The following is a 21,784-nucleotide window of genomic DNA, read 5'->3' as shown; positions in this document are numbered from 1 at the left end:
CGGCTCAGACAAATATCGGCCAAACGATGGAAATAATGCACGGCGTTTTATTTGAATATGGATGCTTAGGCAAACAGTGGTCTTTTTCCCCAATCATTTTGAAAGCTTGAGTATTTTTAACGCTCCCTGTCCAACGAGGAAAAACACGATCGTCCCAATCACAAGGTCGGGATACTTTGAGTCTGTCAAGAAGACGAGCCCACCGGCGACGATCACACCAAGATTCACAATGATGTCATTCGACGTGAAGATCATGCTGGCTTGCATATGTGCTTCCTCGCTCTTGCTCTTTTGCAATAAATACAAACAGAGTCCATTGCCAATAAGGGCGAGGATAGAGATGATGATCATCGTCTGAAAACCGGGAATCGCCTCTAGTCCCGCAAATCGCCTGACCACTTCCATAAATCCCAAAACTGCCAGTATCAGCTGAAAAATGCCTGCAGATTTCGCGATGTTTTTCTTACGTGCAACCGAGCCGCCTACTGCCAAAAGGGCCAGTCCATAGACAATGCTATCGGCCAGCATATCCAAACTATCGGCAACAAGTCCCATGGAGTTTGACAGAAAACCGGTGGTCATTTCAAGTACAAAAAAGAAGAAATTGATCCCCAAGACCTGCCAAAGCAATTTTCTTTGTTTTCCCGTGTCTTCAGTGGCATTTATTTGGTTTTCCACAGAATTGCTTTCAACCAAGGTCGTGTCAAACTTCAGGCTTTCAAGACGTTCAAATACTTCCGAGTAATCGCCCGTGTGAAAAACAGCCAGCTTTCTGTTCGGGATATCAAAGTCTAGAGAAGCTATGTTTGGTAGGTCGGAAAGCTTCATCCGGATCATTTGTTCTTCGGATGGGCAATCCATTTTTGATACCTTAAAGGTTGTTTTCCTCATTTTCCAGCTTGTTGATCGGATTTTTCGAATTAACTATTTTCTATCGGCAGCGGTTTTTCGAGTGTTTCGTCAGAAAAAGATAAACTTCAATCGCCAGGGTTCGGCCAGTGAAATTTGGTCATTTGGTAAATAGCCCGTAATACATCGTCTCTTCAATTTTTCTCGCTTCTTGCTTCTCCCATCTCCTGCCTGCATCTGGTGACCTGGTAGGTCATACTTTGTTCTCGGTACGCATCAGCGCTTGTCTAGCCAAACTGTCTTTCCTGACCGCGCGCTTTCCTTCGCAGCGTCTAGGATTTCCATCACAATCAGGTTGTTTTCGAGACCACTGAGATCATCATTTGGAAGGGTGATTTGGCCCCGCACGACCGCGTACAACATCGAAAATGGATCATCCAGTGGCCTTTCCCGTTTTTCCATTTCAAATTTTTCTTCCGAAAAGCCATCATATCCTTCCGCCATTCTCAGCCTGAGTTGTTTGCCGTTGTCGACAAGAATCGCACCGGTCAGGCCGTAGATTTCCATATCCTTTCGTCCGATCGGCCAATTCCAGGACGCCTCGATGATTGTCTGGGAGCTTGGGTAGGTCAGGATGATGGTCGACTCATCCTCCACTTTTGGGTTGTCAGCGGGATTGAGTTGCTGGACCACGGCGGTCACCGATATGGGCCTTTGTCCATCCATCAGCCAAGTGCTGAGATTGGCGCCGTAGCAGCCAAAATCCATCAAGGCCCCTGCACCGTTCAGTTCGGGGTCTGTCAGCCATTCCAAAAACTCGGGTCCTACGCCGATTTTCTTGGGGCCACGATGTCCATCTCGGACGACGATCTTGCGGATATCTCCGATTTTTTCGGACTCCAGTATTTCGAGCGCTTGCTGGTGGCTGGGATACCAAGTGGTTTCATAGTTGGTCAGCAGTTGGATTTTGTGTCTTCTTGCCAAGTCCGCCATTTCCCGTGCGTGGTCGAGACTGACTGCCAGTGGTTTTTCAACCATGACATGGATGCCTTTCGGCGCGCATTTCTGCACGATTTCGAGGTGTTGATAGGTTGTGCCAAAGCCCGTAACGGCCTCGGGTTTGGTTTTTTCGAGCATTTCATCAATAGAATCAAAAACGATGTCCATCGAGAATCCATATTGCTTGGAGTACTTTTCAGCCAGTTCCCGATCCGGTTCGGCAATGCCTACAATGTCGATTTCAGGCCGCTTATCGGCATTCAATACCCAAGGAACATGGCCATGGTTGAGGCCGGCGACGCCGATTTTGAGGGGAAGTTCTTGGGCCTGGGAGTTTGTGAACAGGAATATCAGGAAAAGGAATATAATGCCGACATTTTTCATGAGATACAATTTAACGGATTTGAACAATACTCTTGCCTTTTGAGTAGCCTCTCCAATATTTTTCAAAAGACATGATGCAAGCCGGTGTTTTGGTTTATTGAGGTATCAATCCTCTTTTCTTCAACCAAAACTCAAAATTCTTGGTCCACATGTCTGAGGTAGTTCCCCGCGGAGCAAAACCGAATCCATGGTCGCCCTTTTCAAAGGCATGCAATTCGGCGGGATGTCCCGCGGAGACCCATTCGAGGTAGAGTTCCACACTGTGCGGCATAAAGTCCAAGCTATCATCGGTAGCCACAACCACGAAAATCGGTGTCTCTTTTTTTGGCATATTGCTGCCGAGGACAGCTTTTTTATACAAGTAGATAGGGGCTATAAAATCAGGTTTCCATTTTTCTTCCGCACTCAGCATCACCGACATGGTGACGGTGCCTCCAGCGGAAAATCCCATGAAACCGATCTTTCCGGGATCCAGTCCGAATTTTACAGCGTTTGATCGGACAAATTTCATGGCCTCTTTTCCATCGTTTTTGGCCATTTCGACTACGGGTGCATTGATCGAGTCCAGTTTGTCCTTGTTTTGCATCAGCGGCATCAGCTCTGCAAAGGGATTGTCTGTTTGGCTTTTGACCACCCTGTATTTCAACACAAAGGCAGAAATCCCCAGCGAATTCAACCACTCTGCCACACGGATGCCCTCATTGTCGATGGACAGAATATGGAAAGCGCCACCAGGAGCCACAATGATGGATGTTCCGGTTGCCTTTTCCTTCGGCGCGGGATAATGTAGCAGCACAGGTTCAGAGACATTGTACAGCATGCGGTTGTTGGGAAACGGGCTCGTCTCTTTCTCCGTCCAATCCCAGGTTTCCGAACCGGGCGCTTTGCCAGCATAGAGTTTAATGGTTTCCTGGGAGAAGGCAGGGAGGCTAAACAACATCAGCAAAAAGATATTGACAATGATTTTCATGACGGTTTGCTTATTGGCGATAAATCTTGAATGACCTTCTAATGTAATGAAACCAGACAATTAACCGGCAAAGGCACAGCTCTTGTGAAGAAAAAACGAACCATCCATCCATTGCGGGATTGCAGGTGGGGCTGATTCTCCTTAAATTTTTATCATAATCCTTTTGCCATGAAAAGAATCGTACTGGTATTTTCCCTTTTGACACTTGCTGTATTTCAGGTCCTTGCACAAGGCAAAGTCCTCAAAATCCTCATGATCGGCGCCCATCCGGATGATTGTGATATCAAAGGTGGAGGGACTGCCGCGCTCTTCGTAGCCATGGGGCATCAGGTCAAGTTCATCTCCGTGACCAACGGTGATGCCGGACACATGGAAATGGGCGGGGGTGTTCTTGCCAAGCGGCGGTACGCCGAAACCCAAGAAGCTGCAAAGCGGCTGGGCATCCAATACGATGTGTTGGACAATCACGATGGGGAACTCTTGCCCACTTTGGAAAATCGCCTAGAAATCATCCGAAAAATCCGGGAATGGGAAGCTGATGTGGTGATTTCCCACCGAAACAATGACTACCATCCCGACCATCGCTACACTGGGATTTTGGTGCAGGATGCAGCCTATATGGTGGGCGTGCCCAACATTGCTGCCGATACACCGCCGCTTCGCAAAAATCCCGTTTTCCTTTATTTTCAAGACAATTTCAAAAAGCCCAACCCCTTTCAGCCGGATATCGCGATCGATATCTCGTCGGTGATTGACAAGAAAATCGATGCTATGGATGCCCATGTTTCCCAGTTTTATGAGTGGCTGCCTTGGATCGGAAACCTGACCGAGCCGATTCCAACTGGGCAGGCGGAGAGAAAAGCCTGGCTCAAATCGAAGCGTTTTTCCACTCCAAATGCCTCAGTACTCAAAGCCTTGGAATCTTGGTACGGTGAGGAACAGGCAGCACAAGTCCAATTTGCAGAAGCTTTCGAAGTCTGCGAATATGGCACCCAACCCAACAAAGAGGAGATCGTACGGCTTTTTCCGATGTTAGGAAAAACCGCCTCGAAATAGGTCTTTCTGTTTACCCTGAGGAAATTTTCAGGTTTGAGCTGCAAACAAGTTCTGCGGGCTTTTGTTGAGTCGTTGGATATTTTCCTTTTCGATGCCCTTCTACCAATTCACCCGTATACAACAAATCCCCGCAAGTTTGGAGACCGTTTGGGACTTTGTCTCAAGTCCAGCCAATCTGAAAAAGATCACGCCTGATTACATGGATTTCCATGTCACGAGCAATACCGGCCAGGCCAAAATGTACCCCGGTATGATCATCACCTACACGGTCAAACCGATGTTGGGCATTCCGATCCAGTGGATGACGGAAATCACCCACGTGCGCGATTTGGAGTATTTTGTCGATGAGCAACGCATCGGCCCTTACAAGCTTTGGCATCACCAGCATAAACTGGAGGAAATCAACGGCGGCGTGGAAATGACCGACATAGTCACCTACAGCCCACCCCTTGGGTTTTTGGGAGCAATTGCGAATGCTTTGTTCATCCAAAAGCAATTGAAAGAGATTTTTGATTTTCGGGAAAAGGCAATCATTGATCTTTTTGGGACATGGAAAAGTTGAACCTGACAGCCGCCGACAAGGACCGTATCATCGAAATGGCTTGGGAGGATCGGACGCCCTTCGAGGCTATTCTTGCACAGTTTGGATTGAGCGAGGCCGAGGTCATCAAACTCATGCGCAGGCAACTCAAGCGCAGCAGCTTCGATCTTTGGAGAAAGCGGGTAAACCAGGGAATCAGCCAAAAGCATCTCAAGAAGCGGAATCCTGAGATCGATCGCTTCAAATGCGATCGGCAGCGTGCCATTACCGGCAACAAAATTTCCAAACGGTCTTAGCGTATCTGCGGGCGATGGAAGTAAATGGCATTCAGATCGATCATCAAACTGACCGGAGGGAAATCAACCTTGTCTGGTTGAAGCGGGATATCCGTACCCAGGACCACCTGCCGCTGCAGTTTGCCGAAAGGAATTCTTTGCCCTATTTGATTGTGTTTTTGTTGGAGCCCTCGATCATTTCCTATCCCGATACCAGCTTGCGACACTTGCAGTTCCAGTACCATTCGATCCTACAGATAAATAAGAAAATCGGAAAATACGGACTCGAGATAGTCATCATGCATGCGGAAGCAATAGAAGCTTTTTCATTTATCCATAGTCAGTACCAAATCAGGAACGTGTTCAGTTACCAAGAGTCCGGCATTGGATTGACTTACCAAAGGGACAAGAAGCTCAGCGCGTTTTTTCGGAAAGCGGGAATTCAATGGCATCAATCCCAGCGCGATGGCATCGTCCGCGGCATTCGCGACCGTGCGGGTTGGGATGAGGCTTGGTACCGGACGATGGAGGCACCCTTAGTCGTCAATACATTTTCCAAGAGAGAGCCACTTCCATTTTCCAATCCCTTTCCCGTTCCAGATGAATTGCGTTTACAATTGGTACAATATCCAAGTGGATTTCAGCCTGCGGGGGAAGATTTCGCTTTTCGGTATTTGGGCTCTTTTGTCCAAGAAAGGGGAAAAAACTACACCCGCCATATCAGCAAGCCGCTCGAAAGCCGCACGAGCTGTGGGCGTATTTCTCCCTACCTGAGTTGGGGCAACATCAGCGTGAAGCAGGCTTACCAGTTTGTCAAAAATGCGTCAAAAACATCCAGTTTCCCGGGTTCTTTGCAAAACTTCCTCACTCGGCTGAAATGGCGCTGCCATTTTATCCAAAAGTTTGAGGTGGACTGTACTTACGAAAACCAATGTATCAACGCCGGCTATGAATTGCTCGAGCATCCTAGTAAGCCGGAGCTGATCGAGGCTTGGAAACAGGGAAGCACAGGATTTCCACTCGTGGATGCCTGTATGCGGTGCCTGGAGGCTACGGGCTGGATCAATTTTCGGATGCGGGCCATGTTGGTGAGTTTCCTCTGTCATCACCTGTACCAAGATTGGCGGGAGGGGAGCTATCATCTGGCGCGGCTCTTTCTGGATTATGAGCCGGGTATCCACTTTCCCCAATTCCAAATGCAGGCCGGCGTGACCGGAATCAATACCGTAAGGATCTACAATCCTGTCAAACAAAGTCAGGACCATGATCCTAAGGGTATTTTTATCAAAACATGGCTACCTGAGCTCCAAGATATACCCGAGCAGTTTATCCATGAACCCTATGCGATGACGGCTATGGAGCGGCAATTATATGGTTTGTCGGAAAACTCGGCTTATCCGCCGCCGATTGTGGATGTGGAAGCCGCGGGAAGGTACGCCCGGGACAAGATTTGGGGTCACAGGAAAAACGCGTGGGTGATCAAAGAAAACAAGCGGATCTTGGCCATCCATACCCGCAGGGGAGAAATGGATCCCCAGTCCTAACGACAATGATTATGCCCAAAAACGTCAAAAAACAGCACCTTCCTACCAAGACCTGCGTGGTCTGCAACCGTCCATTTACCTGGAGAAAAAAGTGGGAAAAAGTCTGGGATGAAGTCAAGTATTGCAGCGACCGGTGTAGGAGGGAAAAGTGATAAAGGGAATCTTGACAGTTTCCAAAACTGAGTTTTCACTATATTTATCTTCAATCGCAAGTATTCAAGCCATCATCAAGATTCAGCTTTTCCATGAAAAAAATCCTAAGCTTTCTGCTCGTCATCATCCTTTTCCTCATCGGATTGGTCGTATTCAATACTTGGACCTATCCCTTTTCAGAAAATACAGCCAAGTCCAACAGCCCACTTGAGTTAAGCCCGATCTCTGAAACTTCACTCAAAAGATTTGCAGGTGGGCTTCGCATTCCTACCATCTCCAACGCCGACTATGAGGCTTTCGACTACGCGCCTTTTGATCAGTTCAAGGCATATCTAAAGGAGTCTTACCCGGTGATTTTTGCGCAAATGGAGTATGATGAGGTAAACGGGTATGGCATGATTTTCAGATGGAAGGGAAAGCAAGCGGACCTGAAGCCTATACTTTTTCTTTCCCACTACGATGTGGTCCCTGTCGCAGGCTACGACCCGATGGCTGATACGATAGCGGTTGAAGACTTGGTTTTCAGGCCGCAGGACCAAGCTTTAGCACCCATAGACTCCATCTCGGAATCCTGGGATTTTCCTCCCTTTTCGGGCGCCATCGCCAATGGCCGGATTTATGGACGGGGTTCTTTGGACATGAAAAACATGCTGTTCGCGATTTTGGAAGCCGCCGAGAAACTGATGTTGATGGGACATCAACCCGAGCGGGATGTTTACTTTGCCTTTGGGCATGATGAGGAAGTGGGTGGGAGGCAAGGTGCGGCAAAGATCGCGGCGGATTTCAAAAGCAAAGGGATCGAGTTTGATGCGGTCTTTGATGAAGGCGGCCTCATTTCGGCAAAAGGCAGCGTCGGCTTGTTGGACAAGGATATTGCCTTGGTTGGAATGGCGGAAAAAGGGCTATTGTCACTTCGGATCCACGTGAAGGGATTGGGCGGTCACTCGTCCATGCCGCCACTCCAAAGTGCGATTGGAAAAGCCGCCGTTATCATGCAGCGTTTGGAGGAAAACCAAATGCCTGCGATGCTGATACCTCCGATGGAAAATTTCCTCAACAACGTGGGTGGGGAAATGCCCTTCGCCTCCCGCATGGCCATCGCCAACCGTTGGCTGTTTGAGTCGATGCTTTTGAACAATTTCACCAAAACCCCGAGCACAAATGCCCTTGTTCGCACCACCACGGCGCTGACGATGATGTCAGGGAGCAAGGCTGCCAATGTGCTGGAATCGGAAGTCGATTTCGTGGTCAATTTCAGAATCCTTCCTGGCAATACCGTGGAGGATGTTAGAAAACACGTGGAAAATGCATGCGAAGGATTTGAGGTGCGATTGGAAGAGGTCGGTACACCAAGGGAAGCTTCCAATATCTCTCCGACGGACACCCGGGGTTTTGAAGTGATCCAAGAGACGATTGGGAGGATTTTTCCGGAAGCGGTAGCTACGCCTTACATCACAATCGGGGGAACGGATGCCTATAAGTATGAATTGGTAAGCAAAAATGTCTATCGATTCCTTCCCGTAGTCCTAAACGCTTCCGAACAAAGGACCATCCACAGCGAAAACGAGTACATATCGATCGAGGCATTCAACCGTATGATCCATTATTTTGAGGAGATCATTAAATCCTACGACCGTCAAACAGAAAATTAAGGACTGTGTGTCGATAACAAGCAACAAAAAACCTCAGATCATCACTGAGGTTTTTTGTTGATAGAAGTCGGGATTATTTCTTCCGCTGTGCAGCCATCCATTCCATAATCGTTACCGGCCTGCCGTTGAGCATTACCGCTGAGCCATCGAAGTCCCTGCGGGCCAAGTTTGCGTGGCTATAGATCCATGACCAATGCGCATTGTAGCGGAAATTTTCCCCGCCATAAAATCCCGTGATGTCGGTAACATGGTCGTAGAAGGTGAAATAGACGTTCTTCGCACCGGCGGCTTTTAGTCTGTGGTACAGCGGCACGACCGTTTGGTCGGCGACTGTGGTTGGGTCCTCCTTGGCGTGGATAAACCACATCGGGACGTTCTTGATTTTTTGGATTTGGGCATCGGTAATGAACTCGTTGTTGTAGGCGAGTGCACTGATATAGCCTGCTGCGAAATAATCCGGATGCTCCAAAATCAGCTTGAGCGACATGTAACCACCATTGGAACAACCGCCCACGTATATTCTTTTCGGATCGATGTTGGGATTTTTGGCTACGAAATCCTGGATTAAGGCAAAAACAGCCTGATTGTACACGTCATTGTCCTTGCCCCTTGTCATCCCCTCGGGGCCCTGCATCCAGAAAGTGGGCGCTTGCGGGGCCAAGACGTAAGCGCCGCCAAAAAGGACCTGGATTTCCGGCGAGGCATAGTTTGCCGCCCTATTTCCCAACAAAGCCATTGTCGGATCAAATCCACCTTCACCGCCACCATGCAGCCAAATGATCAATGGAACTTTACCCGTGGTTTTTGAAGGTGTGTAGCTGGCATACGACATGGTTTGGTTGTTGCCGTAGCTGAATTTTCCCGTCAGGTCAAAATTGTCGACGAGTGGCATGATCTTTCCAACAGGATTGTTCCAAATCCTTCCGGTTTTTGTATGGATGATGGTCAGCTTATAGTCTACCCAATAGTTGCCACCGCGGTTGTTGATGCGGGTATATTGGAATGGGGAGCCCAAAGGCATCACCGGGCTTACCGCCAATACCAAGGTGACATGTTTTCCCTCAGCGACTCTGTTTCCTTTTTCGTCAGAAACGTAGGCATACACGACCGTGCGGTTACCGGATGCGCTTTCTGGCGCGATCTCTACGCCTTCCAGACTCCTCGAAGCGAAGACCTGGTATTGGGCAGCGTTGGCTTCTTTGGCCGATTCACTGAGCGTGAGAATTACCTTGTTGACAGCCGGTCCCCAGTCAAATCCTTCTACCACCCAACGGTAATCGCCTGGAGCGGCAGCGGTATTTTCATCAGAAACTTTGGGATAAGCGCTAAGTGTATGGATCGAAATGTGGCCGAACACGGCAGCCAAAATCAAAACGAGGTAAAGCTTTTTCATAAGAGGTCGAATGGGTTTGTATGTAGTCAAAAAGTAAGACATTCGACGCGGGATCAATAGGGGAATTACAGGAGTGGGGTATTGATTTATACTTTTCAAGGTTTACAAGTTGTAAGGTTGAATTTGAACTGCTTTCTCCACTCGGGCCCAGATTGAAAAAACGGGGTATGGCGATTTACGATGCCTGTACGATGAGATATTGGAAACCAGAAATGGGTGTTTCTTTCGTTTAGTGATTAGTCAGAAGAATGTGCTAACTTAGGAAGGGAAATGCGTAAACCTTCGGGATAGGCATGACTGGAAAAATCGAAGACCATAAGTATACGCACCCAATAAACCTATGAAAATGAAAAAGGCACAACTGATTGAACAAATTCAAGATTTTCCTGAGGAGTTTTCCCTTGACGACTTGATTGAACGTTTGTTGGTATTGGAAAAAATTGAAGAAGGCCAACAGCAGGTCCGCGAGGGTAAAGTCTATTTAGAAAAAGAGGCCAAAAAGAAACTGGAAAAGTGGTTAAAGTAGTCTGGACTGAAAGAGCAGTGGATGACTTGACCAGTATAGCAACCTACTGCGAGCGTCATTCTCCAAAATATGCTGCTTCTATAGTTTCAAAACTTTTTAATAAAGTTAATATTTTGAAAACAATGCCTGAAATAGGTAGGATTGTTCCCGAAAAAAACGACGACAGTATAAGGGAATTGATCGAAGGAAACTACCGCATAATCTATCAGTTTGAGGGCCTTGACAAGGTAGAAATATTGTTGGTACACCATTCCTCAAGACCATTATCAACAGTCTGAATTGGCGCTTTTTTCATTTGAGTAAATTCCGGGAAATTTTTTTCCAATCACAATCACCAAACGCTAGTCAAATTCTAAAAGGCCCCAATCCTTCCATCCATCCAATTGGCGCGTTGGCTGAGGAAATTTTGTAGGTCGAGGATAGCTTGCTCGTAAGTGCGGTCTTTGCTTACTTCCCATTTGGCGTAGTTGCGGGTGACGGCTTCGTTGTCTTGGAGATACTTGGCAGTTTCTGCCACGAGGTTTTGGAGGTTTGCATTGCTCAGTGGGCCACTACGCAGACTTGTCCAACGGGTTTTCAATGCTTGCCTGAACACGGGGTCTTCCATCAGTCTGGTCCACCAAAAGGGTAGCATCCAAGGATCCCTGTCTACAAGGCTGTTGTAGTTGATCACCCAGTCATCCATCGGGATTCTCCCTCCTTCGTCAAAACCGATATTGAAATCCCAAACCGGTCCCATGGCCAACTTGCCATCCCTATCTTTCACCAGAAAGGTACTGAGGCGATAGCCGTCCACATTGCGGCAGAGCTCGTTGATGATGAAATAGTCCACAAAACTCCCGATCTCGATATAGTTGGCATAGGTCCTTTGGCCCGCCCCAAAATTGTCTTGGATCAAAGCGGTCTCAAATTCGTGGAGATAGTTTGCGATGTAGGCCTCCTGCGCGTCCGTGATGTCTTCCGCATTGGGATACTCGTACATGAAATACGTCTCCAGGTATTGATTGGTGTGATACGGTGGTGCAAATGGTGGAAACGTTATGACATTGCGGTTGATGTCGTATTGACTCCTAAAGCTGTTTTGTGCGGTGTAGCGCGCATCATCGTCCCAGTTGTTTAGAAAATAGGAAAGCGGTGCGCCGTCATGTTCGGGTCCCGCGTCGGCTTTGTCGATCTTGAGGATATAGCCTCCCGTCAGGTTGGTAGAACTGGCGTTGAGGGACTTGATATCGATCCGCTGGCTATCGCGTTTCAGTTTTTCGCAGAGAAAATATACGCCCATGTACTCGCCATTGACCTCGATCTCGACAAGCTTTCCGCGACTGGCGTATTTTCCGATCCGATTGGAAAGCTCATAAGCCACAGGGTTGTATATCAGGCTCCTGTCCCAGATGTATTTTTCGGATACATTCACCACATGGCCAATCAAGCGCCAATCTTCCTCTTTTGGCAATCCAAGCAGGGATACATCCGTTCCTTCTCCCGCGTCATCGATGGTTTCGAAGTTGAAGCCTTTTTTGTCAGAAAGGCGGAAGGAAGTTTTTCCCCTGTACTCGATGTCGATCCTTTGGGTTTGGATGAGCTTTTTCTCCTCATAGATTTTCATTTGGGCAACGACACCGGGTTCGTAGGGAATCGAAGCACCGCGGGTGTCGATGACGATGTAGGGAATCTTACTGTCCTCGGTGTCGATGGCAAAAACCTGTCCATCGTCGCCTATGGGAACCATTACCTCGACGGGTTCCTTGCATCCAGTCCAAATGAAGAGACTGATGATCGCTACCCAAAAAATGTGATTGAATTTGCCTTGCATAAATGTTGATTTTGGAAACAAAATTAGTTGATTTTTACGGATTGCGATTCAGCAATGTTTGAATCAAAAAACAATACCAAACATTACGGCTTCAGGTGGGTTTTTCCAAATGACGTGAGGATGACGTAGCGTCGACGTTTGACAACAGGAAATGAAAGGAGAATTTTGGCCGTGACTTCAGCAAAGAAAATCAGGTCGCTTCGAGTAGCAAAAGGGTGGACTCAACAGGAATTGTCCGATCGCAGCGGCGTGTCCCTGCGGACGGTCCAACGCATAGAGAACGCGGAAGTGAAGCCGAGTCTCTATTCCTTGAGGATTCTGGCCCGAGCACTTGAGGTGGATTTGGAGATGATTTTGTTGGAGTCGGAAGAGAAAAACCATGTGCCACAATCCAAACCCTTTCAAAAAATGAATGCCATTATTCAAACCCTCATAGCAAGTAAGTTTTCCGTATTGGGAGCAATCGGAGTTATTTGTTTTGCACTTTCTACCTACCTGTTTTGGCCCTTTACCGACTCAGGAATATCAGATTTCGGCGATGGCTCTGTTTTCGAAGTCGCTACAGTCAACTGCGGTTCCCCCACTGAATGCGATATAGAAGTCACCAAAAAGGCTTCTGATGGAAAAATCATTTGGCAAAAAACTTTTGGAGGCACCAGTTACGACCGTGCAGGACAAGCCCTTGCCGCAACCGATGGAGGGTGCTTGGTGCTTGGCTCTACGAGTTCCTTTGGGGCAGGAAATTATGATGCATTGCTCCTTAAAATTGATCGGCAGGGAAACCTTGTTTGGCAAAAGACCTACGGGGAATTTTTCAATGAATACGGGAAAACCTTGGAATTCACCTCTCGGGGAAACGGCTACCTGATCTCAGGAACCCAGCAAAAATGTCCAGGATCAAATGTGTCCAATGATTGTCAGGATTTAGTTTGGACTTTTGAAGTGGACGTGGAGGGTGTCGAAAAAATTTGATCAAAAAATCCGCCGACCGAATTGGCCAGCCCCCGTCTCTCAGCACATTTATTCCTTTTTGTGAGACAGATCGTTAACTTGGTTTTTCCGAAAATCAACCTCGTCGATCCATGTACAAATCTGTCTGGTTATTCGTCCTATGGGCAGTTCTGCTGTCTTGTTCCAAGCCTGAACAAAAAAAACCTGATGCGCTAAACGCCCACTACCTCAGTAATCGGTCGCCTTTGGCAGCTACACCGTATTTGGAGCTTCCACTGGGGAGCATCAAAGCCAATGGCTGGCTGGAGGACCAATTGCGGCGTATGGCTGATGGACTCACCGGGCATTTGGATGAGATTTATCCCGAGGTCGTCGGCCCTAGAAACGGCTGGCTTGGCGGAGATGGGGACGGCTGGGAAAGAGGCCCGTATTGGATCGATGGCTTGTTGCCGCTGGCGTATATCCTCGACGATGAGCGACTGAAACAAAAGGCGCGGCCTTGGATAGAATGGACACTGGCCAACCAAGCCGAATCCGGATATCTTGGCCCTAGTCCTTTTGAGACGGAACCTGAGCCCGAACGCGGCATTCAAAAAGGCCCAAGGGAAGATTGGTGGCCAAAGATGGTCATGCTCAAAGTGCTGCAGCAGTATTACCAAGCCACGGGTGACGAACGGGTGATTACAGCCTTGACCAAATATTTCCAATACCAATTGAAAATGCTTCCAGAAAAGCCTTTGGACCATCTTTCACTTTGGGCCAACCGAAGGGCGGGTGATAACCTGATGGTGGTCTATTGGCTGTACAACATCACGGGAGATGCCTTTTTGCTTGAGCTGGGAGATTTGATCCAAGAGCAAACCTTCCCTTGGCAGAAGATTTATACCAATGCCGAAAATCCTTTCCAATTTGACGACACTTGGTTTTACAACAAACTCAAGCGTTATCCTTTTGATTCGACGGAAATGGCGGTTTTGACCATTTCAAAAATTCCCGGATTGCATACCGTCAATGTGGCCCAAGGCCTAAAGCAACCTTTGGTCTATTACCAGAAGAGCAAGGATTCCCAAGCCCTCCCTGCGGTCAAAAAAGCCTTGGGCGACCTCAAACAATACCACGGTCAGCCTACAGGGATGTATGGAGGCGATGAGCCGTTGCACGGCAACAATCCCGTCCAAGGCATCGAGTTGTGCTCGATTGCTGAAGAAATGTTTTCCCTGGAAACCAACCTCAAAATCACGGGCGACATGGAATTTGCTGATCTGCTCGAAAGAATCACCTACAATGCCCTGCCGACTCAGGCATCCGACGATTACCGGACGAGACAATATTTCCAGGCCGCAAATCAGGTAGAACTCACCGACCAACTGGAAACTTCCTTCGAAAAAACCAACCACGAGGGGACGGATTTTGTGTTCGGCGTGCTCTCTGGGTACCCCTGCTGCACCACCAATATGCATCAGTCTTGGCCGAAGTTTGTCCAAAACCTGTTCTATGCCACTCCCGACCGTGGTGTCGCCGCCCTGTTGTACGCGCCAAGTACGGTCCAAATGACGGTGGCCGATGGCGTAACGCTCAAGATCGTCGAGACAACGGGATTTCCGTTTCGTGAGCGCGTTGATTTCGCATTGGAACTCACCAAGGAAGCCGAGTTTCCGTTCCACTTGCGAATTCCGGCATGGGCGAAAGATCCCAAAATCACCCTCAATGGGCAGGCAGTGGATTTTGTGGCCACCAATCAAGTCGCTGTCCTGAATAGAACCTGGAAAAATGGGGACAAAGTGACTTTAACCCTGCCCATGGAATTGAAAACCTCAACTTGGTACAAAGGAATGGTTTCGATCGAACGAGGGCCCTTGGTTTTCAGTTTAAAGGTCGAATCAGAAGAACGGCAAAAGGATAGGAAAGACCGCTTCCGCGCATTTTGGGAAGTGTTTCCGAAAAGCGATTGGAATTATGCGTTGGAAGAAAGTTTTCTCCGCAACCTTTCCGAGAATGTGGCATTGATAGAGAGAGAATGGAACGGCGATTACCCTTGGAATCTGGAGAATGCGCCGATCGAGCTGAGGTTGAATGGAGTCCACTTGCCCGAGTGGAGGACTGTCAAGAGCGCACCCGAGCTTTCCGAGAATATCCCACAAGTTATTTCCCCCGCTGAGCTTGAGCGCCGAAAACGTGAAATCACCCTGGTGCCATATGGCTGCACGACACTTAGGATCACGGAGTTTCCAGTGGTGAGGGTGGAGTAAAGATTTTTGGTATGGCAAATAAAGAAAATCAACGAAACCCTTCTTAATAAAGTGGAGATTTCTCACAAATAACCACACTTGCCTGCAAGGTGGATCAGGGCGGCGACATTTTTCGCATCAAATTTCAGCATCAGGTTCTTGCGGTGGGTATCGACTGTGGTGACGCTGATGAAAAGCTTTTCGGCGATTTCCTGATTTGTCAGGCCTTCGGCAATTTGCTCCAAAATCTCCTTTTCCCTTCGTGTCAAAATTGGTGCTTCTCCCGATTCGCTTTTCAGTGCCTTCACTGCTTCAAAACTCAGGTAGGATTTGAAAGCTTTTGCTGCATGTATTGCTTTCAGCAGTTCATCCTTACCGGCATTTTTTAGCACATAGCCATTTGCCCCGTTTTCGATCATTTTCTCCACGAAGCTTCGCTGGTCAAATGTACTCAATCCCAATACCCGGATTCCAGGATGTTGTTTTTTCACTTCTTTGCAAAGCTCAATGCCAGACATCCCGGGCATACTGATGTCCATCAATATGACGTCGGGTTCATCTTTCTCCAAAAACGCCAAACAGGACTCACCGTTGGTGGCATGCCCCATCCACTCGATGTCTTCCTCCTGCTGTAGCAGTGAGCGTATACCTTCAATCACCATGTAGTGGTCATCCACTATAAAAAGTCGGACCTTCATCAAAGTTGGATTTCAATGTGGATGCTGCTGCCTTTTTCGGGAGCAGAGTCGAGTGTAAACTTCGCATTCAGATATTCGAGGCGGCTTTTGATATTACTCCATCCGATTCCCTTTCCAAGCAGCATCTTGGAGTGCTCAAAGCCCTTGCCGTCATCTTCTACATCTAAAAGAATCAAATTGCTATTCTTGGTGAGTTGCACCAGGGCGGTTTTTGCTTCCGCGTGTTTCAGGATATTGTTGACCAATTCCTGAATGATCCTATAAATCGAAACCGCAGTGGTCTGATCGATTTCATTTCCCTCAATACCTATTGAGATATAGCGGAGATCGATCACTCCGCTTTGGTTGATGTCCTCACAAAAATCCTTCAAAGCCGCATCCAGACCGAACTTGATCAGGTTTTCCGGCATCAGGTTATGGGCAACCCGCCTCATTTCCATGATCGAGGTGTCCAACATATCAAGGCTTCTTTCGAAAAGCCTTGCATTTTCTGGGGTTAAAATCAGGTTGCCTTTCATAGTTTGAAATGAAAATTTAATTCCGGAAAGCAGGCCGCCCAAGCCGTCGTGTAGGTCCTTGGCCAATCGGCTTCGTTCTTGTTCTTCGCCTTTGAGGACTGCTTCAGTAGCAGCAAGTTGTTTTTCAGTTTCGAGTTCCTTGATCCTCTGAACTTGAAGCTGTTGTTTGTGTTGGTTTTTCCTGATTATTAGGAGAATGATCGCTCCCAATGACACTGCCAAAATCACCAGCATCCAGATGGTCAGCTTTCTTTTTTGGTTCTCGGCCAATTGGTTGGCGTTTTGTGCCTCGAGTTGAAGGATTTGGTTGCGCTGTTTCTCAGATTCATATTTTTTTTCGATATCAAGCGCATATCTTTTCCTGTCTTCACTCTGTAAGCTGTCTTTGATGGTATTGTAGCGGGTTAGAAAGGTGTATGCGCCTTTAAAATTCCCATTAGCGGCATAGATATCACTTAGGGTACCGTAACCTTCCTTCATAAAAACCAGGACTGAATCTGTTTCTGCAATCTCGAGTCCCATTTTGACATACTTCTCCGCTTCAGCGTAATTTTTCTGCTTAAAATTAATGTAACCGATCTGCATGAGGGGCTCAGTCATGTTCCAGCGTGAACCGGCTTCTTTGCCATTTTCATATGCTTGCTTGAAATAATGGATCGCGCTGTCGAATTCGCTGATATTCTGGAACGTACCAGCCTTTATCAAAAAAAAGTTTTGTTTCCTCGTAAAGTCAAAACTACCGCTGTAATAGACCGAGGCCGAATCAGCGTAAAGTTTCGCTTTTTGAAAATCCCGAATTTCAGTGAAGTAACTTGCCTGCTGCAAATAGCTAAGCATTAGATTACCAGGGTGATTTGCCTTTTTCGCAAAATCCAACGCTTTGTCCACATATTCTTTCTGTTTCTCGGGGAGACTAAGCTGCTGAAAAATCATCGCCAAATTCAGACAATGGGTCGAAACTCTTGCATAATCTTTCAAATCTTCGAGCAGTGCGATTGAGTTGAGTGATGCTTCCACCGCGGAATCCAGCATACTTGCATTTCGATAATAATTGGACAAACCTCCAAAAACGCGTGCTTCCTCTCTTTTGGCATTGGGGTGGGAGGATTGCTTGAAATATGATGCAGCACGATCCAGGTTTTCTTTCTGTTTTTGGTATTTGCCGCTTAGTTCCAGGGGAGTGGATTCGTAGAACAACGCAAGTCCAGCATAATACTCTAATTTTTTTTCTAAGGAAAAATCAACCGCTTCCTGATAGATTTCGTGTGCCTTCGCCAAATCCAATGGTTCGGTGTACATGGCGAGCATTATCAGATTGTATGCTTTGGTGGTATCAGGTAGATTTTGTTGCAGCGTCAATCTGACGCTGTCTGCCAAATGCTGTTGTGCAGCTAGTTCAAGACTCAGCAAGATAATGATTGGAATGAAAAGGAGTTTTTTCATGAAGCGAGTCGGCGTGTCTATAAACACTACAAATTATGAAATTACCCGATTCCAAAAACCTCCCCTTTTTAGAGGATTTTTGGGGGAGAAAATATCCTCCTTTTAAGGGAGTTTGGACGGAGACAATTAACGCTAGGTTTATATCGCTCAAATACCCTATATCCATGAAGTCCAAACTGCTGATTCTTGTGTCATTTTTGGTTCCGATGATGGTCTTCGCCCAGAAAAATGTTGTCCCGGCAAATCAGATTACTGCCTTGAATCTCAAACTTCCCGATGGAAGCAAGCAGGACAAGCGGTTTCTATCCACTGTGGCGGCAGCTTCACTGCTTGAAACCGAAGTGAATGATCCAAAGGTCACCCTAAGTGAGGTGGAGGTGTATATGCTTCCGCCCACACCGCAATCTGGATTTGATGCGGAAGTTTTGGTTTCTGAGTTAGAAAAATCCGGCTTTGAGATTTTACCCACGGATGACGACCGGATCGCTTGGTTGGTCAAAGGACAAACTGCCTACCTGATTTATTTTTCCATGGACAAGGCCGAAACCAACTTTTACCTAGGCAAATCCAACACCGTTCCAAAACCTACTCAAGGCCAGCCAGGCCAGCAAGTTACTCCAACTTCAACTCAGCCCACAGCTCCTGCTTACATTCCACCTTTGCCTCCTTCCAGGTCAAGTACTTCGCCTTCGGTAAATCAACAAGCTCCTGCTCCAAATCCTCCAGCCTCATCCCAATCCCCAGCTCAAAATCCTTCTTCAAATTCATCTCTTCCAAAGACTTCGGTAGCACCATTCACTGGTTTTCAGTTTACGACCAGCAATTTTGATGACGGTTGGATTTCCAGTATTCAGTCGGACTGGGTGTTGGCACAAAAAGGCGAAACGAAGGTCTACCTGTTTTTTGTGCTTCCCTACCGAATCGAAAATTTCAGTGGAACCGGGGTGGTGGACCGGGATTTTTATTGGGATAATCATGTGGCGCCTACCTTCAATACCACCACCAAAGCCTACCAAGACGGAGGGGAGTTTGTCAGTTCACTTCAGCCCAAATATGTGGAAGGTTGGGGACAAGATCCTCAGACAGGGCAGCGTAGATTTCTTGGGATGTATTTGACAGTCTCTCCCAATACCGCAATGTTGACAGTTGCAAGTACTGTGGATGAGAATAGCATGAGGCAAATTTTTCCAAAAGCATCCGACCGATGGACTTCTGATCTGGTAGCCATGAGCCGATACAACAAGTTTGCCATCGGACCGAATGACCTGAACGGCACCTGGCAAAGTGGCGGCAGTCAAATGACCCAATGGTACGATTCCTTCACTGGAGCCTATGCCGGGGCGACGATCGCTTCCTCGAGTGCTACATTTTTCTTTACAGGGCCGACTTACTCCAGTATTCATAACGGCGCCACGGGAGCAGTGGGAGCAATGAATACCTTTCAGCAAGAGTACAAGGGGAATTCAAGTATTTCGAATTGGACCATTACGCTCACCAACCGCTACCTAGGCAAAACCCAGCAGTTTGACGCACATTTCCAGGCGGTGAAGGGCGGACGTTTGCTCTATCTCAACAATGGAGCAGGGGAGGAATACTTGCTGGTGAAGATTCGCTGATCTCTGTTTCACATCAAAAATCCCCTTTTTACAGGATGTTGGGAGAGTAAGCTTAGGGCTAGCTTTCCAAAGAAATCAATATCTCACCCACACCATGAAAAATCTGTTTTTGGCTGTAATGATCCTTTTTTTCGGGATTCTTCTGTTTGGATCTGCTCAAGTCTTAGCCCAGGAAAGGCCTCCCACAAAGGAGGAATTGGAAAAGATGATGCAAGAGTTGGATCCTGAAGCCAGGGAAATGATGAAGAAAATGGGTATTGGGGTTCCCGATTTGAATAAGTTGGGAACTGCAATGTCCGGATCATTTGACGGCAGCGTGGAGGAGAGTGTTTTTCCTAAAAAAGATGAAGTCCGTATCGCAGCCGCAAAAAAAACTGTTCTAAAAGGTGCTGATCTGGCCCCCTACCTAGCCAAAGTTCATTCGGCAGTTTCATCCAAAATGGGCTCTGAAGCAAGCAATAACGCCAGCGAACTTTTCGGAATGGCGGGTTCACCAGCTGAAGGTGCCCAGATTGCCAATGGACTTTGGATGTTTGGTTCAACGGCCTATGCAATTTTGGTCTTAGGAAATACCCTGCAATCTGACCCAAACAATCCCGATTACCTAAACAATTACGCGGCTTTTCTCACCATGGCAGGTGCTGAAGAAGCGGCACTTCCCATCCTGAAACACCTCAATACCAACTATCCCAAAAACAGCACGGTCCTGAATAACATGGCTCAGGCTTGGTTTGGATTGGGGGATATTCCCGAAGCCGAAGCTTACATCGACAGCGCACTTATGTTGTATCCCGGACACTCCCAAGCCAACCTGACGAAGAGCGTAATTGAAGAGAAAAAAGGCAATAAGACCGAAGCGGCAAAAGCCCTGAAGGAAAGCATCAAATCTGGTTATAGCCCTGAGAAGGAAGAAAAAATCAAGGAATTGGGGCACCAAGTCACCGGAAAGGATATCACTTGGACCACGGAATTGAACGAAGATCCTTTGGGTTTTGGGCACATGAACTGGCCTGATTACCCGATGAATGTCCAAGAAAGCGAATACTTCGAAGGCGAATGGGAAGCCTACCGTGCTGAGATCACAAAGCTTTCTGCTAGGTATCAGCAGCAATTTGCTCTTGCGCAGAATGAGTATGCAATAAAGATCCAAGAGAGAGCAATGGAAATGCTGAATCCCCAATCCAACCTTCACCTCCCAAAAAAGCAGATGGTCTTTTCCTCCAAAATCGCAGCAAAAATGGAATACTACGATCAGGAAAATCCTGATCTGGAATTGCAGCGCTACGAGGAGCAACTTGCCAATCGGGACAAGCTGGAGGAGATGCTAAGGGAAATAGAGGATCGGCATGGCCTTATTTATAGAGAAGCAATGAAGAATATTCGGGATGGGGAAGGCTCAACCGATGCAGATAGAAAGGCATATTGTCAAACTAAAGATAACCTCAACAATAATCTGCTGAGAGAAAGCAATACCCTCCTCCGGGATGAAAACAAGAAGTGGATTGACTACTGGAGATTTGCCATGAGCCGTAGGCTCAACTATCTCCAATACACCCTTTGGCCGGAAGAATTTGAGTTGGAAAAACTCCGGGCGATGATCACTTGGCTGGGAATGATTAGCGGACAGGAAGTCAGGTTTGCAAGTCCTTGTGAGGTTCCGGAGGAGGAAGAGGAATTGGGTTTGGTTTCGGGCAAGTTGGGAGATTTCTATGACATGACTTGCAAGGAAAAAAGCGAGATGAACCTGATTATCGGGTCCGTTACCATCGAGTGCAACAAGATGACCACACAGCTGGACTCCAAGTTTTTCAAGTACACCGTCAAGGAAAATATGGATACTGACCAGATCATCCAGGGTTCGGTGGAAATCGGCCTTGATTGGGATTTGGCCAAGGCTTCCGAGTTGGGTCCGGTTAAGGCCGAGTTGAAAGGTGAACTCTACGGTTTTGTTGAGTTTGACGGGAATGGAGTCACGGATATCGGCGTGAAAGCTGGGGCAAAAGTAGCCGTAGGTTCCAATTTTATCAGTGAGGATACCAATAAGGCTACACTCGGATTTGTAGACGATAAATCTGTAACCCTTATAGGAGCAGAAGCCCGATGGGGATGGAACAGTGGCCCTTCCATGGAAGGAAAAGGAATACTTCAGGGCATGACCACCAAAATCAACTAGCC

The 21,784-nt window shown here is 47.4% G+C and carries 19 protein-coding genes; 12 read left to right on the top strand and 7 right to left on the bottom strand.

Going from position 1 to position 21,784, the window contains the following annotated elements; genetic code table 11:
- Positions 1-93: 93 nt before the first annotated feature.
- The 3 genes from C943_RS10205 to C943_RS10195 all read right to left on the bottom strand — a co-directional run bounded on the left by C943_RS10205 (position 94) and on the right by C943_RS10195 (position 3,202).
- The gene (locus C943_RS10205; RefSeq protein WP_008627328.1) at positions 94-891 is read right to left on the bottom strand and encodes a cation diffusion facilitator family transporter; all 798 of its coding nucleotides are present in this window, start codon (positions 889-891) and stop codon (positions 94-96) included.
- Between the two features lie 234 nt (positions 892-1,125).
- Positions 1,126-2,232 (bottom strand): Gfo/Idh/MocA family protein, encoded by a 1,107-nt coding sequence (locus tag C943_RS10200; RefSeq protein ID WP_040480052.1) that lies wholly within the window; start codon positions 2,230-2,232, stop codon positions 1,126-1,128.
- 94 nt (positions 2,233-2,326) lie between these two features.
- Entirely contained in the window at positions 2,327-3,202 is an 876-nt protein-coding gene (locus C943_RS10195) for an alpha/beta hydrolase (RefSeq protein WP_008627325.1), read from the bottom strand.
- A gap of 168 nt (positions 3,203-3,370) precedes the next feature.
- On the opposite strand from C943_RS10195, the gene C943_RS10190 reads away from it, so the two are divergent.
- From C943_RS10190 to C943_RS10170, 6 genes are all read left to right on the top strand, one after another.
- Positions 3,371-4,258: a PIG-L deacetylase family protein gene (locus C943_RS10190; RefSeq protein WP_008627323.1), complete on the top strand. Its 888-nt coding sequence runs from the start codon at positions 3,371-3,373 to the stop codon at positions 4,256-4,258.
- A gap of 136 nt (positions 4,259-4,394) precedes the next feature.
- Positions 4,395-4,820 (top strand): SRPBCC family protein, encoded by a 426-nt coding sequence (locus C943_RS10185; RefSeq protein ID WP_245545530.1) that lies wholly within the window; start codon positions 4,395-4,397, stop codon positions 4,818-4,820.
- A complete protein-coding gene (locus tag C943_RS10180) occupies positions 4,808-5,095 on the top strand; it encodes a TIGR03643 family protein (protein WP_008627318.1) in 288 nt (95 codons plus the stop codon). Before C943_RS10185 ends, C943_RS10180 begins: the two co-directional genes overlap by 13 nt.
- 14 nt (positions 5,096-5,109) lie before the next feature.
- Positions 5,110-6,618: a cryptochrome/deoxyribodipyrimidine photo-lyase family protein gene (locus C943_RS10175; RefSeq protein ID WP_008627316.1), complete on the top strand. Its 1,509-nt coding sequence runs from the start codon at positions 5,110-5,112 to the stop codon at positions 6,616-6,618.
- 11 nt (positions 6,619-6,629) lie between these two features.
- Positions 6,630-6,770, top strand: coding sequence for a DUF2256 domain-containing protein (locus tag C943_RS21725; RefSeq protein ID WP_008627314.1), 141 nt, complete (start codon positions 6,630-6,632; stop codon positions 6,768-6,770).
- A gap of 93 nt (positions 6,771-6,863) precedes the next feature.
- Positions 6,864-8,423, top strand: a complete 1,560-nt coding sequence (locus C943_RS10170; RefSeq protein WP_008627313.1) for a M20/M25/M40 family metallo-hydrolase — start codon at positions 6,864-6,866, stop codon at positions 8,421-8,423.
- A gap of 73 nt (positions 8,424-8,496) precedes the next feature.
- Here C943_RS10170 and C943_RS10165 read toward each other — a convergent pair whose 3' ends face one another.
- Positions 8,497-9,816, bottom strand: a complete 1,320-nt coding sequence (locus C943_RS10165; RefSeq protein ID WP_008627312.1) for a prolyl oligopeptidase family serine peptidase — start codon at positions 9,814-9,816, stop codon at positions 8,497-8,499.
- A 340-nt stretch (positions 9,817-10,156) separates the two neighbouring features.
- On the opposite strand from C943_RS10165, the gene C943_RS10160 reads away from it, so the two are divergent.
- A complete protein-coding gene (locus tag C943_RS10160; protein ID WP_008627311.1) occupies positions 10,157-10,342 on the top strand; it encodes a hypothetical protein in 186 nt (61 codons plus the stop codon).
- Complete coding sequence (locus C943_RS10155) at positions 10,330-10,620, top strand: type II toxin-antitoxin system RelE/ParE family toxin (protein ID WP_040480046.1); 291 nt, start codon at positions 10,330-10,332, stop codon at positions 10,618-10,620. The genes C943_RS10160 and C943_RS10155 overlap by 13 nt, the downstream gene beginning before the upstream one ends.
- A 74-nt stretch (positions 10,621-10,694) precedes the next feature.
- Here C943_RS10155 and C943_RS21415 read toward each other — a convergent pair whose 3' ends face one another.
- Positions 10,695-12,155 (bottom strand): CotH kinase family protein, encoded by a 1,461-nt coding sequence (locus tag C943_RS21415; protein ID WP_008627309.1) that lies wholly within the window; start codon positions 12,153-12,155, stop codon positions 10,695-10,697.
- 171 nt (positions 12,156-12,326) lie between these two features.
- On the opposite strand from C943_RS21415, the gene C943_RS10135 reads away from it, so the two are divergent.
- Positions 12,327-13,127, top strand: coding sequence for a helix-turn-helix domain-containing protein (locus C943_RS10135; protein ID WP_157198503.1), 801 nt, complete (start codon positions 12,327-12,329; stop codon positions 13,125-13,127).
- A gap of 110 nt (positions 13,128-13,237) precedes the next feature.
- The gene (locus C943_RS10130; protein ID WP_040480032.1) at positions 13,238-15,355 is read left to right on the top strand and encodes a beta-L-arabinofuranosidase domain-containing protein; all 2,118 of its coding nucleotides are present in this window, start codon (positions 13,238-13,240) and stop codon (positions 15,353-15,355) included.
- A 62-nt stretch (positions 15,356-15,417) separates the two neighbouring features.
- Here C943_RS10130 and C943_RS10125 read toward each other — a convergent pair whose 3' ends face one another.
- Together C943_RS10125 and C943_RS10120 are read right to left on the bottom strand one after the other, a co-directional pair.
- Positions 15,418-16,032: a response regulator gene (locus C943_RS10125; RefSeq protein ID WP_008627304.1), complete on the bottom strand. Its 615-nt coding sequence runs from the start codon at positions 16,030-16,032 to the stop codon at positions 15,418-15,420.
- Positions 16,032-17,993 carry a tetratricopeptide repeat-containing sensor histidine kinase gene (locus C943_RS10120; RefSeq protein WP_040480029.1) on the bottom strand — a complete coding sequence of 654 codons (1,962 nt, stop codon included), beginning with the start codon at positions 17,991-17,993 and terminating at the stop codon, positions 16,032-16,034. The genes C943_RS10125 and C943_RS10120 overlap by 1 nt, the downstream gene beginning before the upstream one ends.
- A 164-nt stretch (positions 17,994-18,157) precedes the next feature.
- On the opposite strand from C943_RS10120, the gene C943_RS10115 reads away from it, so the two are divergent.
- Together C943_RS10115 and C943_RS10110 are read left to right on the top strand one after the other, a co-directional pair.
- A complete protein-coding gene (locus C943_RS10115; RefSeq protein ID WP_008627301.1) occupies positions 18,158-19,609 on the top strand; it encodes a hypothetical protein in 1,452 nt (483 codons plus the stop codon).
- Positions 19,610-19,703: 94 nt separating this feature from the next.
- Positions 19,704-21,782 carry a tetratricopeptide repeat protein gene (locus tag C943_RS10110; protein ID WP_008627300.1) on the top strand — a complete coding sequence of 693 codons (2,079 nt, stop codon included), beginning with the start codon at positions 19,704-19,706 and terminating at the stop codon, positions 21,780-21,782.
- Positions 21,783-21,784: the final 2 nt, after the last annotated feature.

Origin of the sequence: Mariniradius saccharolyticus AK6 (genome assembly GCF_000330725.2) — a bacterium.
Lineage (GTDB): Bacteria > Bacteroidota > Bacteroidia > Cytophagales > Cyclobacteriaceae > Mariniradius > Mariniradius saccharolyticus.
The sequence above is the reverse complement of the archived record's forward strand: the minus strand, read 5'-3'. Positions and strand labels throughout refer to the sequence as shown.

Excerpts from the sequence above, each read along its gene's own strand:
- C943_RS10115 (WP_008627301.1), top strand. The coding sequence starts at position 18,158 with ATGAAGTCCAAACTGCTGATTCTTGTGTCATTTTTGGTTCCGATGATG.
- C943_RS10205 (WP_008627328.1), bottom strand. The coding sequence starts at position 891 with ATGAGGAAAACAACCTTTAAGGTATCAAAAATGGATTGCCCATCCGAA.
- C943_RS10175 (WP_008627316.1), top strand. The coding sequence starts at position 5,110 with ATGGAAGTAAATGGCATTCAGATCGATCATCAAACTGACCGGAGGGAA.
- C943_RS21725 (WP_008627314.1), top strand. The coding sequence starts at position 6,630 with ATGCCCAAAAACGTCAAAAAACAGCACCTTCCTACCAAGACCTGCGTG.
- C943_RS10160 (WP_008627311.1), top strand. The coding sequence starts at position 10,157 with ATGAAAATGAAAAAGGCACAACTGATTGAACAAATTCAAGATTTTCCT.
- C943_RS10195 (WP_008627325.1), bottom strand. The coding sequence starts at position 3,202 with ATGAAAATCATTGTCAATATCTTTTTGCTGATGTTGTTTAGCCTCCCT.
- C943_RS10110 (WP_008627300.1), top strand. The coding sequence starts at position 19,704 with ATGAAAAATCTGTTTTTGGCTGTAATGATCCTTTTTTTCGGGATTCTT.
- C943_RS10200 (WP_040480052.1), bottom strand. The coding sequence starts at position 2,232 with ATGAAAAATGTCGGCATTATATTCCTTTTCCTGATATTCCTGTTCACA.
- C943_RS10190 (WP_008627323.1), top strand. The coding sequence starts at position 3,371 with ATGAAAAGAATCGTACTGGTATTTTCCCTTTTGACACTTGCTGTATTT.
- C943_RS10125 (WP_008627304.1), bottom strand. The coding sequence starts at position 16,032 with ATGAAGGTCCGACTTTTTATAGTGGATGACCACTACATGGTGATTGAA.
- C943_RS10130 (WP_040480032.1), top strand. The coding sequence starts at position 13,238 with ATGTACAAATCTGTCTGGTTATTCGTCCTATGGGCAGTTCTGCTGTCT.
- C943_RS10170 (WP_008627313.1), top strand. The coding sequence starts at position 6,864 with ATGAAAAAAATCCTAAGCTTTCTGCTCGTCATCATCCTTTTCCTCATC.
- C943_RS10120 (WP_040480029.1), bottom strand. The coding sequence starts at position 17,993 with ATGAAAAAACTCCTTTTCATTCCAATCATTATCTTGCTGAGTCTTGAA.
- C943_RS10180 (WP_008627318.1), top strand. The coding sequence starts at position 4,808 with ATGGAAAAGTTGAACCTGACAGCCGCCGACAAGGACCGTATCATCGAA.
- C943_RS21415 (WP_008627309.1), bottom strand. The coding sequence starts at position 12,155 with ATGCAAGGCAAATTCAATCACATTTTTTGGGTAGCGATCATCAGTCTC.
- C943_RS10165 (WP_008627312.1), bottom strand. The coding sequence starts at position 9,816 with ATGAAAAAGCTTTACCTCGTTTTGATTTTGGCTGCCGTGTTCGGCCAC.